13 protein-coding genes are annotated in these 11,685 nt (G+C 72.6%); 5 read left to right on the forward strand and 8 right to left on the reverse strand.

Annotation, left to right across the window (positions count from 1 at the left end):
• Window positions 1–108: 108 nt before the first annotated feature.
• Window positions 109–981 carry a biotin--[acetyl-CoA-carboxylase] ligase gene (locus BFV98_RS15135; protein ID WP_071096809.1) on the reverse strand — a complete coding sequence of 291 codons (873 nt, stop codon included), beginning with the start codon at window positions 979–981 and terminating at the stop codon, window positions 109–111.
• 96 nt (window positions 982–1,077) lie between these two features.
• Between BFV98_RS15135 and BFV98_RS15140 the strand changes: the two genes are divergently transcribed.
• Window positions 1,078–2,661: an acyl-CoA carboxylase subunit beta gene (locus tag BFV98_RS15140; protein WP_013474013.1), complete on the forward strand. Its 1,584-nt coding sequence runs from the start codon at window positions 1,078–1,080 to the stop codon at window positions 2,659–2,661.
• Window positions 2,662–2,702: 41 nt separating this feature from the next.
• Here BFV98_RS15140 and BFV98_RS15145 read toward each other — a convergent pair whose 3' ends face one another.
• The 4 genes from BFV98_RS15145 to BFV98_RS15160 all read right to left on the reverse strand — a co-directional run bounded on the left by BFV98_RS15145 (window position 2,703) and on the right by BFV98_RS15160 (window position 5,972).
• Window positions 2,703–3,587: a hypothetical protein gene (locus BFV98_RS15145; protein ID WP_030270714.1), complete on the reverse strand. Its 885-nt coding sequence runs from the start codon at window positions 3,585–3,587 to the stop codon at window positions 2,703–2,705.
• Complete coding sequence (locus tag BFV98_RS15150) at window positions 3,580–4,083, reverse strand: SigE family RNA polymerase sigma factor (RefSeq protein ID WP_030270712.1); 504 nt, start codon at window positions 4,081–4,083, stop codon at window positions 3,580–3,582. Before BFV98_RS15150 ends, BFV98_RS15145 begins: the two co-directional genes overlap by 8 nt.
• A gap of 59 nt (window positions 4,084–4,142) precedes the next feature.
• A complete protein-coding gene (locus tag BFV98_RS15155; protein WP_071096814.1) occupies window positions 4,143–5,126 on the reverse strand; it encodes a ketopantoate reductase family protein in 984 nt (327 codons plus the stop codon).
• Window positions 5,127–5,228: 102 nt separating this feature from the next.
• Window positions 5,229–5,972 carry a M50 family metallopeptidase gene (locus BFV98_RS15160; protein ID WP_071096816.1) on the reverse strand — a complete coding sequence of 248 codons (744 nt, stop codon included), beginning with the start codon at window positions 5,970–5,972 and terminating at the stop codon, window positions 5,229–5,231.
• Between the two features lie 100 nt (window positions 5,973–6,072).
• Here BFV98_RS15160 and BFV98_RS15165 point away from each other — a divergent pair, with 100 nt between their 5' ends.
• Together BFV98_RS15165 and BFV98_RS15170 are read left to right on the forward strand one after the other, a co-directional pair.
• Window positions 6,073–6,621, forward strand: coding sequence for a Uma2 family endonuclease (locus BFV98_RS15165; protein WP_071096818.1), 549 nt, complete (start codon window positions 6,073–6,075; stop codon window positions 6,619–6,621).
• Between the two features lie 128 nt (window positions 6,622–6,749).
• Window positions 6,750–7,502 (forward strand): GH25 family lysozyme, encoded by a 753-nt coding sequence (locus tag BFV98_RS15170; protein ID WP_013284046.1) that lies wholly within the window; start codon window positions 6,750–6,752, stop codon window positions 7,500–7,502.
• Between the two features lie 64 nt (window positions 7,503–7,566).
• Here the strand turns inward: BFV98_RS15170 and BFV98_RS15175 are convergent, their stop codons facing one another.
• Both BFV98_RS15175 and BFV98_RS15180 read right to left on the reverse strand, forming a co-directional pair.
• Complete coding sequence (locus BFV98_RS15175; RefSeq protein ID WP_013284045.1) at window positions 7,567–7,779, reverse strand: hypothetical protein; 213 nt, start codon at window positions 7,777–7,779, stop codon at window positions 7,567–7,569.
• A gap of 87 nt (window positions 7,780–7,866) precedes the next feature.
• Entirely contained in the window at window positions 7,867–9,846 is a 1,980-nt protein-coding gene (locus BFV98_RS15180; protein WP_013284044.1) for a serine/threonine-protein kinase, read from the reverse strand.
• Window positions 9,847–9,937: 91 nt separating this feature from the next.
• Here BFV98_RS15180 and BFV98_RS15185 point away from each other — a divergent pair, with 91 nt between their 5' ends.
• Both BFV98_RS15185 and BFV98_RS15190 read left to right on the forward strand, forming a co-directional pair.
• Window positions 9,938–10,150: an acyl-CoA carboxylase subunit epsilon gene (locus tag BFV98_RS15185; protein WP_071096820.1), complete on the forward strand. Its 213-nt coding sequence runs from the start codon at window positions 9,938–9,940 to the stop codon at window positions 10,148–10,150.
• Between the two features lie 101 nt (window positions 10,151–10,251).
• A complete protein-coding gene (locus tag BFV98_RS15190; protein ID WP_013284042.1) occupies window positions 10,252–10,704 on the forward strand; it encodes a hypothetical protein in 453 nt (150 codons plus the stop codon).
• A gap of 292 nt (window positions 10,705–10,996) precedes the next feature.
• Here the strand turns inward: BFV98_RS15190 and BFV98_RS33080 are convergent, their stop codons facing one another.
• A complete protein-coding gene (locus tag BFV98_RS33080) occupies window positions 10,997–11,251 on the reverse strand; it encodes a hypothetical protein (RefSeq protein WP_030270705.1) in 255 nt (84 codons plus the stop codon).
• Window positions 11,252–11,685 lie beyond the last annotated feature (434 nt).

Below are 11,685 nucleotides of genomic sequence, written 5' to 3' on the forward strand. Positions count from 1 at the left end.
CGTAACCGGTCGGCGCATCCGGCCGGCATCGGCCGCGCGGACGGCTACCCGTGGTTGTTAACAGGGGGCCCTTCCTCTACCGGAGGCGTTAAGAGGGTGCCCTTCCTTTCACCGCAGGTGCAGCACGTCGCCTGCGGCCAGCCGCAGCGTCTCGGCGCCCGTCTCGACCAGGAGCTGCCCGTCGGCGTCCACGCCGGTGGCGGTGCCGTGCGCCTCGCGGCCGTCGGGCAGCAGCACCCGCACCTGGCGGCCGACTGTGGCGCACCCCGCCAGGTACGCCTCACGCAGCCCGCTGGCCTCCGCGTCGCCTCCGGCGTCACGCCAGCGCTCGTACCAGTCGGCGAGCGAGCGCAGCAGCGCCCGCAGCAGCGGATCGCGGTCGGTGGCGGTGGCGCCGGCGAGCTGGAGCGACGTGGCGGGCAGCCCGGTCGGGTTCTCCGGCAGCTCGTCGGCGCGCAGCGTCACGTTCAGCCCGACACCGACCACGATCGCGGGCGGCCTGTCGTTCTCCCCCGGCACCGCCTCGGCCAGCACCCCGGCGCACTTCGCACCGTCCACCAGCAGATCGTTGGGCCACTTCAGCCGCGCGTCCAGCTCGGCCAGCAGCCGTACCGCCTCGGCCAGCGCGACACCGGCCAGCAGCGGCAGCCAGCCGTACCCGGTGGTGGGCACGGGCGACCAGCCGCGCTCCGCGACCGCCTCGCCGGGCCGCAGCAGCACGCTCGTCGCGAGACCGGCGCGCGGCGGCGACTGCCAGACGCGGCCCCGGCGGCCGCGGCCGGCGGTCTGCCGCTCGGCGACCACCACCAGGCCCTCCGGCTCTCCGGCCCGCGCCGCGGCCACCACGTCCGCGTTCGTCGAGCCGGTCTCGGCCAGCAACTCCAACCGGCGCCAGGGCCCGTGCGGCGCGACGAGCGCGCGCCGCAGCCGGGCCGCCGACAGCGGCGGTCGGTCCAGATCGGTGTACGGCGAACCGGGCATCCCGCCAGCCTACGGCCACCGGGTCCGCCGGTCGCCGCGAAGCGGTGAGGCGCACTGCACAGCCTCAGACACCTGAACCATCGTTATATTCCACGGGTGACTACCGAGACCGGGTTCAACATCCACACGACCGCCGGCAAGCTGGCGGACCTGGAGCGACGGCTCGACGAGGCGGTGCACGCCGGGTCGGCACGCGCGGTCGAGAAGCAGCACGCGCGGGGCAAGAAGACCGCCCGCGAGCGGATCGAGATGCTCCTCGACGAGGGCTCGTTCGTCGAGCTGGACGAGTTCGCCCGGCATCGCTCGACCAACTTCGGGCTGGAGAAGACCCGCCCGTACGGGGACGGCGTGGTGACCGGCTACGGCACCGTGGACGGCCGGCAGGTCTGCGTCTTCTCGCAGGACTTCACCGTCTTCGGCGGCTCCCTCGGCGAGGTCTTCGGCGAGAAGATCGTCAAGCTGATGGACCTCGCCATGAAGATCGGCTGCCCGGTCGTCGGCATCAACGACTCCGGCGGCGCGCGGATCCAGGAGGGCGTCACCTCCCTCGGCCTCTACGGCGAGATCTTCTTCCGCAACGTCCGGGCCAGCGGCGTCATCCCGCAGATCTCGCTGATCATGGGCCCGTGCGCGGGCGGCGCCGTCTACTCCCCGGCGGTCACCGACTTCACCGTCATGGTCGACCAGACCTCGCACATGTTCATCACCGGCCCCGACGTGATCAAGACGGTCACCGGCGAGGACGTCGGCATGGAGGAGCTGGGCGGCGCCCGCACCCACAACACCCGCAGCGGCAACGCGCACTACCTCGGCACCGACGAGGAGGACGCGATCGAGTACGTCAAGGCGCTGCTGTCGTACCTGCCGTCGAACAACCTGGACGAGCCGCCGGTCTTCGACGCGCCCGCGATCCTCGACGTCACCGAGGAGGACCGGGAACTGGACACGCTGATCCCGGACTCGGCGAACCAGCCGTACGACATGCACCGGGTCATCGAGCACGTGCTCGACGACGGCGAGTTCCTCGAGGTGCAGCCGCTGTACGCGCAGAACATGGTTGTCGGTTTCGGCCGCGTCGAGGGGCGCCCGGTGGGCGTGGTGGCGAACCAGCCGATGCAGTTCGCCGGCACGCTCGACATCGCCGCCTCGGAGAAGGCGGCCCGGTTCGTGCGCACCTGCGACGCGTTCAACGTGCCGGTGCTCACCTTCGTCGACGTGCCCGGCTTCCTGCCCGGCACCGGCCAGGAGTGGGACGGCATCATCCGCCGCGGCGCGAAGCTCATCTACGCGTACGCCGAGGCCACCGTCCCGAAGGTCACAGTCATCACCCGCAAGGCCTACGGCGGCGCGTACGACGTGATGGGCTCCAAGCACCTCGGCGCGGACCTGAACTTCGCCTGGCCGACCGCGCAGATCGCGGTGATGGGCGCGCAGGGCGCGGTGAACATCCTCTACCGCTCGGAGCTGGCGAACGCCGAGGACCCGGCCGCCGTCCGCGCCGAGAAGATCGCCGAGTACGAGGACACGCTCGCCAACCCGTACATCGCCGCCGAGCGCGGCTACGTCGACGGGGTGATCCCGCCGCACGAGACGCGTACCCAGATCGTGCGGGCGCTGCGGGTGCTGCGCACCAAGCGCGAGACGCTGCCGCCGAAGAAGCACGGCAACATCCCGCTGTAGCCGACCTGGTGCCCCGCCACCGAGTCGGCGGGGCACCGGCGTCAGCAACCCGGGTTCGCGGCCACGCACATCCGCTCGGCCGCGACCCGGGCCATCTGCCGTACCTGTTCCTCGGTCACCCTGGCCTCGGGCACCTGGCCCTGGGGCAGGTCGGTCCGCAGCCGGCCGGACGGGATCAGCACCGTCACCAGGTCACCCACCCTTACGACCAGCCGGTCCTCGTACAACGGCGCATAGCCGGGCGGCCGGCCGGTCGCCTGGTCCGGCGGCACGCTCGCCTCGTGGCGCAGCAGCAGCGCCTGATCGCCGGCGAAGCCGCTCGCCGCGACGTACCAGCGGTGCACGACCTCGGCGCTGACCATCCCCCGCTCGGTGTAGGCCTGGCCCGTCGTCCGCCACGCGCCGCAGGCCGCGACAGTGCCCTCCAGGTCGGTGACGAACCGGCCCGCCGCCCCGGGTTCCATCCGGTAGACCTCTTGGGTGAGGACCGATCCGACGGTGGTCGCGGGCTCGGTCGGCGGTTCCATCAGGGTCTGCGACCGCGAGTAGCGCGAGCGCGGTTCCTCGGCCGGCCGCCCCTGTTCCCCGGCGCAGACCTGGAGGAGGTCGTCGACCCGGACCGGCTCGTCGAGGCCGGTCTCGCTGAGCCGCTCGCCTGTGGGAACGGGGATGTCGGCCGGTTCCAGCATCGCCTCGGCCACGATCTCCCCCGGCCCGTCGACGGCGCCGGCGGGCGGTGGCGGCGCACCACCCCGGTCCACGAGGGTCGCGGTGAGCGCCGCGACGACCACCACCGAGACCGCGGCGAGTGCGGCGGAGCGCCGGCTGCGCCGCCGGGCCGTGGCCCGGATCGCCTCCGGCTCCGGCCAGGTGACGTTGCGCAGGTCCCGGTGCAGCAACTCCACGAGCGCGACGTCGTCAGGCATCTGCCGCCTCCTCTTCCAGGTCCACCACGGCGAGCAGCCCGGCGAGCGCGTTCCGCCCCCGGGACAGCCGGGCCTTGACGGTGCCGATCGGGGCCTCGGTCTCCCGCGCCACCTCGGCGACCGGCATGCCGAGCAGGTAGTGCATGGCGATCGCGGTGCGCTGGGCCTCGGGCAGCCGGCGCAGCGCGGCGACCACGTCCAGCGTCTCGGTGCTCGGCGCCGGCACGTCCGCCACCGCGCCGTGCCGCAGGTAGGCGCGCGCCCGGCTGCGCAGGCTGCGCCAGCGGCTCACCGCGATCCGGCTCGCCACCACACGTACCCATGCCTCCGGGTCGTCGTACGCACGCACTGTGGACCACCGCTGCCAGGCCCGGATGTACGCCTCCTGCACGGCGTCCTGCGCCTCGGCGAGGTCGCCGGTGAGCACGTAGACGAAGCCGAGCAGCCGCTGCCGGCTGCCCCGGTAGAACTCGTCGAAGCCGTCGCTGTCGGGCACCTGCCACCTCCCCGTGTTCGTGAGGGGACACGCCTGGCGGCGCGGCGCGGGTTGCCCGCTCAGCCGAGCAATTTCTCCAACTCGCCGAGCGGGAAGCCGCCGGCCGGGATCCGGTCGCGGACGGCCCGGCGTACCGCGGTCTGCACCGCCGCGTTGGCCGGGGTGGGTACGCCGTGCAGTCGCCCGAGCAGCACGATCTCGCCGTTGAGGTGGTCGGTCTCGACCGAGCCCGCACCACGGGCCAGGCTCTGCCAGGTGGAGCCGCCGGAGCGCTCCGCGCCGCCGACCGGCCGGTGCGACACCAGGTCACCGCGTTCCGCGGCCTCCTCCTCGACCGAGGTGTGGGCGATGCCGGCGGCCGCGAGCGCCGCCTCGCCCTCGGCGCGTACCCGTTTCGACAGGGCTTCGGGCACGTCCCGGCCGAGCAGCGCCTGGAGGCCGTTGCCGAGGTTGGCGAGCAGCTTGCCGTACTTCCAGCGCATCACGTCGTCGCGCACCGGCGCGACGAACCCGGCGGCGGTCAGGTCGGCGGCGACCGCGCGGCTGGTGTCGTCGGCGCCGCTCGGGTAGCGGCCGATGTGCAGCATGCCCGGATGCGGATGGCCGTTGGCGACCACCACGCCCGGCTCCAGGTGGGTGGCGGGCAGCCACACGCACACCGGGTGTACGCGGGCGAAGCGCCGCAGCGCGGCCGGCTCGTTCGCGACGCCGTTCTGGGCCAGCACGACCGGCAGCCGTTCGCCCGCCGTCCCGCCACCCTCGACCGGGGCGTCCGCCCAGACGTCGAGCGCCGCCACGGTGTCCTGCGACTTCACGATGAGGACCAGCACTGTGTCCGCCGGCAGCGGCGGCCCGTCCGGCCCGGCCACCGCCGGGAGCCGGCCGGTCACGTCACGGTCCGGCGTGCGCAGCGTCAGACCCCGCTCCCGGAGCGCGTCCAGGTGCGCGCCGCGGGCCACGAGCGTCACGTCGTGGCCGGCGTCGGCCAGGAGTACGCCGATGGTGCCGCCGACCGCGCCCGCTCCGATGATCACGTATCGCACGGTCCGATTCTGCCCTGCCACGTAGCGGCCCGCTCCGCGGCGCGATACGGCGTGCTGCGGCCGGCTCGGCGCGGCTCGGCGCGTTCGTGCGGCTCGGCACGGTCAGCCGGTGAGCCCCGCGTCGGCCAGGATCGGGCCGGCCAGCAGCAGCGCTCCGGCGGCGAGTGCGCCCACGCTCACCAGCAGGAACAGGCCCACCCAGAACAGCGCCGGGAACGGCGTGATCCGGGCGAGCTGGTCGGCGTCGGACTGCGGCATCCGGCCCCGGGCGCGTTGCCGGTGCAGCTCGAACACCGGCCGTACGCCGCCGATCAGCAGGAACCAGACCGACGTCCAGGCGAACGCGGCCTGCACCTCGGGCGAGGTGTACCAGGAGACGGCGAGCACCACCCCACCGGTGACAAGTAGCGACAGCACGCCGAACAGGTTGCGGATCATCACCAGCATGGCCAGCAGCAGCGCCACCGCGAGCCAGAGCAGCAGCGTGATCCGGTTCCCGGCCAGCAGCCACGCGCCGCCGAGGCCGAGCAGCGACGGCGCGACGTACCCGGCGAGCAGCGTGAGGATCATGCCGGGCCCGGTGGGACGGCCGGCGGACAGCGTCAGCCCGGAGGTGTCCGAGTGCAGCCGGATGCCGTGCAGCCGCCGGCCGGTGAGCAACGCGACGAGCGCATGGCCGCCCTCGTGCGCGATGGTCACCGCGTTACGGGCGATCCGCCAGGGCAGCCGGGCCACGACCACCGCGAGCGCGACCACGGCGGTGACCATCACGAGCAGCGGCGGCGGGTCCGGCTGGGCGCTCATCAGCGTGTCCCAGAGCGTGGTGAGACCGTCGATCAGGGGCATGGGCGGGGAGCCTACCGCCCCGAGCCGTGTCGTTCGACCGGCGTGCTCCCGCAGCCGGTCAGACTTGGCCGGGCAGTTACTGGAACGGAGATGATGTCGGGTGGATTCGGTAACTGGTGCGTCCGTGACCCCGCTGACCGAGGCCGATTATCTCGCGATGGGCGACGGTCACCACCGCGTCGAACTGTTCGACCGAGGACTGGTCGTCAGCCCCGCCCCGGACCTGCGGCATCAGCGGGTGGTGCGCCGGTTGGCGAACGCCGTCGAGTCGGTGGCCGCGCCGGTCGGGTTCTGCGTCCATCACGGCGTCAACGTTCGGCTCGGCGTCGACCGGATCATGATCCCCGACCTCGTCGTCACAGATGCCGACGACGAGGGCGCGATCCTGGACGCGGAACGTGTGGCGCTGGTCGGCGAGGTCGTCTCGCCCCGGAACTCCGGAGTCGACCGGGTGTTGAAGATGCAGCTCTACGCGATCGCCCGGATTCCGTGGTACCTGCTCGTCGAGCAGGACGGCGACAGCCACGCGCTGCGGCTGCACCGGCTCGACGGCGCGCACTACGTCGAGGATGCCGTCGCCAAGGCGGGCGAGACGCTCAGTGTCACCGAGCCGTTCCGCTGGGCGATGGACCCGAGCACCCTGCGCTGATCAGCAACTGACGTGCCACCTGGGCGAACGACGACCGTCGATGAAGATTTCCTTTCTTCCTATTGCGATCTAGGGCACTAACCTCCAAAGATGGGCATCAATCAACGGACGTCCCTCTGGAGGCAACCATGGCCCGTACCAGACTCTCCGTACGCCGGCTTCTCGCCGCCGGCCTGGCCGCCGCCGCCACCGCGGCCGCGGCCCTCGTGGCGACCGCCGGACCGGCCGCCGCCGCGACCACGCCCGGGATCGACGTCTCCCGCTACCAGGGCAGCATCAACTGGACCAGCGTGCGCAACTCGGGCATCCAGTTCGCCTTCATCAAGGCCACCGAGGGTACGAGCTACAAGGACCCGAACTTCAACGCGAACTACGTCAACGCGTACAACGCCGGGGTGATCCGCGGGGCGTACCACTTCGCCCGGCCGAACATCTCCGCCGGTTCCACCCAGGCCAACTACCTGGCCAGCAACGGTGGCGCCTGGTCGGCGGACAGCCGTACGCTTCCCGCCGCGCTGGACATCGAGGGCAACCCGTACAGCGGCGGCTACTGCTACGGCCTGAGCACCACCGGCATGCGCAACTGGATCCAGGACTTCCTGAACACCTACCGCTCCCGCACCGGCCGGTACGCGGTCATCTACACCACAACGAGCTGGTGGAACCAGTGCACCGGCAGCTGGACCGGCCCGTGGGCCAACCACCCGCTGTGGCTCGCCCGCTGGGCCAGCGCGCCGGGCACCCTGCCGGCCGGCGCCCCGTTCTGGAGCTTCTGGCAGTACACCAGCACCGGCTCCGTCTCCGGGATCAGCGGCAACGTCGACCGCAACTACTGGAACGGTGACCGCAGCCGGCTGATCGCGCTTGCCAACAACACCTGACCGGCGCGCGAAAGCAATGGGACCGCCTCGTCTCGGGGCGGTCCCGCTGTCGTCGTACCCGAGGTCAGGCTCTGCGGCGCGCGGTGGCCGGGACGGGCACCGGCGTCCGGCGCATCAGGCGCCACGCCGCCACACCGGCGACAGTGAGCGTCAGCACGCCGAGGACCGCGACCGGCGCGGACAGGCCGGCGCTGATCAGGAGCAGTACGACGTCGCCGAGCGCCACGAGCATCCACAGTGCCAGCCGCGGGCCGGTGTACCTCCGTCGGTAACCCATGTCGCGCCTCCTTCCGTCGTCGGAGGGATTCATACCCCCGACGACGGAAAGCCATGCGAGCGAGTTTCGTAACCGCGGGATTCCCGGTCAGTTCTTGCGGTCCGGCACGAAGCCCTTGGTGATGATCTCCCAGTTGGCCAGGTTGGCGTCCCAGTCCTTCGCGGGCACCTCCCAGCGCAACGCGAAGCCCCGGTTGCCGGCGGTCGCCACACCCCGGTTGCGGACGTGGAAGCGGGTGTCGCCGTTGCGCGTCTCCAGCCAGTCCCAGTCGGCGCAGGTGCGGTAGTAGCCGTCGCACTTGGTGATGCCGACCAGCTTGTAGCCCCGCACACGCGACGCGCGGTACGGCTCCTGTTTCTGCCAGTCGGTGTACGCGTCGGGCTTCGGATCGGACGTCCACTGGATGAACAGCACCCGCCGGCTGCCGCCGACCTCGTAGAGCACGACGTTGTCCCCGCCGACCCGCGCCTGGAAGTTCTCCGGGATCGGCACCTTGAAGCCGTTCGGGCCGGTGTAGAGGCGCCAGCCGGCCGGCAACGCGGCCCCGGACGCCGACGGGCTGGCCGACGGCGTGGGGCTGGCCGACGCCGCCGGGGCGCTCGGCGACGCGCTCTCGCTCGGCGCGGGCGGCGGCGCCACCGACGCCGAGGTGCCGGCCGTCGGCTCACCGCCGTCGCCGTCGTCACCGTTGTTCAGCAGCGGCACGGCCACCACCAGGCCGACGAGCAGCAGCAGGACCAGTGCGCCGATCAGCAGGTTGCGCCGGTTGGGCGCGGACTTCTCGACCGGCAGCACCGTCGCCCGGCCGGTCGACGGCGCGGGATCGGCTGAAGCCGGAGCCGGGCTGACCGGCGCGGAGCCGGACGCGGCCGGGCTCACCGGTGCCGGGGTGTCGGTGACCGGCTCGCCGTCGAGCCGCGTCTCGTCCAGCGCCGGGTCGACGCCGTCCACCCGGGCCTCGTCGTCCACAAGCGTCTCGTCGGTCGAGGGCGCCGGGTCGAGCTTCGCCGTCGGGTCGGCGGGCGGCGGGGTCACCTTCGCGGTGGGCCCGGCGTCCGAGGTGGGCGCCGGCACCTTCGCCGTCGGGTCGGCGGCTGCCGCCGTACCCCCGGTTGCGGCGACCCCGGACGCGGCGCGTTCGGCCTGGTCGGCCGGGCGCGGCGCGGGCACCAGCGGCGGGCGCGGCACGCGCGGACCGTTCGGCCCGGGCCGGCGTACGCCGTCCAGCAGCGAGATGCTCTTGGCCCGCCGGCCGGCGGCCTTGCGCAGCATGCGCTCGGCCACCTCGGCGGTGATCCGCTCGTCCGGGTCCTTGCGCAGCAGGCCCTGGAGCACCGGCTTGAGCGGCCCGGCGTTGCGCGGCGGCGGCATCGGCTCGGTGGCGAGCGCGGCGAGCGTGGCGATCGCCGACGGGCGCGCGTACGGCGACTTGCCCTCGACCGCCGCGTAGAGCGTGGCGCCGAGCGACCAGAGGTCCGCCTCCGGGCCGGCAGTGCCGTCGCGGGCGCGCTCCGGCGAGATGTACGCGGGCGAGCCCAGCACCATGCCGGTGCGCGTCACGTTCGGGTCGCCGGGGATGGTGGCCAGGCCGAAGTCGGTGAGCACCACGCGGCCGTCCTCGCCGAGCAGCACATTGCCCGGCTTGACGTCGCGGTGCATGATCCCGGCCTTGTGCGCGGCCTTCAACGCGTTCAGCACGCCGAGGCCGATCTCGACCGCCTTCGCCACCGAGACCGGGCCGTCCTCGGCGATGGTGTCCTGCAACGACTTCGACGCCACGTACTCCATGACGATCCACGGATCGCCGTCGGTGCGCAGCACGTCGAAGATGCGGACCACGTTGACGTTGTTGAGCCGGGCGATCGCCCGCGCCTCACGCAGCGAGCGCTCACGCATCTCGCGGCGCTCCTCCGGGGTGAGGCCGGGGGGCGGGACCAGTTCCTTGATGGCCACGTCCCGGTGCAGCACCTCGTCCCGCGCCTTCCAGACGCGGCCCATGCCGCCTTGACCGAGCGGCGTGAGAAGCCGGTATCGGTCGGCGACGAGTTGGGGGAGCGCGTTCGACATCGCAGAAACCGTACCCGGCCGCTGCGACGCCCACACCGTCGGCACGCCACTGTACGGCGAAGGTCGAATTCGCGACGCGTACCCTTGGGTCATGTCTGCCGAGGAGCCGCTGTTCCGGATCGTCCGTGGCGTGCCCACCGCCGAGGAGCTGGCCGCTCTGGTCGGCGCGATCGTGGTGCGCACCCGCCCGGCCCAGGCCGCAGCGCCGGCCCTCGTGTCGCAGTGGGCGCGCAGCGCACGCCCCGCCCTGGCCGGGCCCGTCGCGGGGCCCGGCGCGTGGCGGGCCTCCGGCCTCCCCCGCTGACCTCACCTCCCGCCCACGGCGACGGGGCGGGGCTGCCGGGATCAGCGTCGAGCCATTAACCTCACTCAGGGAAACCGTGTGGTGACGGGCAGGAGGCTCCGATGATCCCGGAGGACAACCAGCCAGCCGGCTGGCTGCGCGGCTACGGCGGCATCGAGGCCGACATCCGGCAGATGCGGGAGTTCGCCGACCGCCTCCAGGACGAGGTGACGCGCAACTACTCGCCGCACCTGTCCTACATCGCCGACGACATGAAGGCGCCGGTGCCCAACCCGGCCGACGCCTTCATCGAGCTGGTCCAGTTCCTCCAGGCCCACCACGACACCCAGACCGCCGCGGTGAGCGCCGTGTGGGATCTCGCACCGGCGACCGGCCGCCTCGCCGACGCCGCCGGGCGGATCGCCGCCCACTACGGCGACGCCGACGCGTTCTCCTCCGCCCGAGTGGCCGACGTCGAACGAGCGCTCGCCGGGCCGTCGAGCACCGTCGCCCGCCCGATGCCGCCACTGGCCGACCCCACCGCCCCCGAACAGAGCCGGGTGATCCTGCCGTGATCGAACGGGGCAGCGGACGCACCTCCGGGCTGACCGACTGGCGGCTGATGGACGTCCTCAGCATGTGGGCGTGCGTGCAGGACCAGGACACCGCCGGCCAGTGGAAGCAGGTGGCCGGCTGGCGCAAGGTCTGCGACCTCGCCCTGGCCCACCTGAGCCGCCTTCGGGAATACCGGCGCGGTCTGGCCGAGGCGTGGCCGCCGGAGACCAACACCGCCGCGCGGGCGTACATCGCCGAACTCGACCAGCTCATCGACCGCGTGCAGCGCACCCACGACGCCGCCGCCGCGAACTACGACGCGTTGGCGGCCGCCGCCCGCGCCATCGGCAGCGCGCGGGCCGAGCTGCAGCCGCTGCACGAGGAGTACGCGAAGAAGCTGCGGCAGAAGCAGGCGTACGAGGCGACGATCGCCGACCCGAAGGCGGTGGCGGGCAGCCGGTTGCCGGAACGGCCCCCGGTGACGGACGACGACCTGGAGCAGTTGAACGTCCGGGCACGCGGGTTGATGACGGGGTTGAGCGGCGAACTCCAGCACGCCCAGGTCATGCTTCGCCAGCCACCACCGAAGCCAAAGCTCCCGCGGCAAACTGAAGACACAGACACTTACGCCTCTACGGCACCAATAATTCCCCCTGTAGTTCCGGTGCCGACATCCGTCCCGGATAATCCTCAACACCGTGCCGGGCCCGTATCTCGTCCTGCAGCCATTTCAACCGAAGCGAACAGGGGACCTGTCCTCGGCGGTATCAGCACCGGCGTCGCCCCTCCAACGCCTAGCGCTGCACCCGGCCTACCGCCACACCCAGGCTCCGTTGGTCCTACCGGCGGCGGAGCGTTTACCCCGCCAATCGCTCCGATCACCGGTTCGACCCTCAAACCGCCGACGCCAAACACACCTGGGGGCATTCCGCCGGGACGATTCTCGGGCGGATCGCCACCCCCTCCGCCCAAGTCGGCGCCCATCGGCGGCGTCATCGGTG

This window comes from Micromonospora sp. WMMB235 (assembly GCF_001855515.1).
GTDB classification, from domain to species: domain Bacteria; phylum Actinomycetota; class Actinomycetes; order Mycobacteriales; family Micromonosporaceae; genus Micromonospora; species Micromonospora aurantiaca.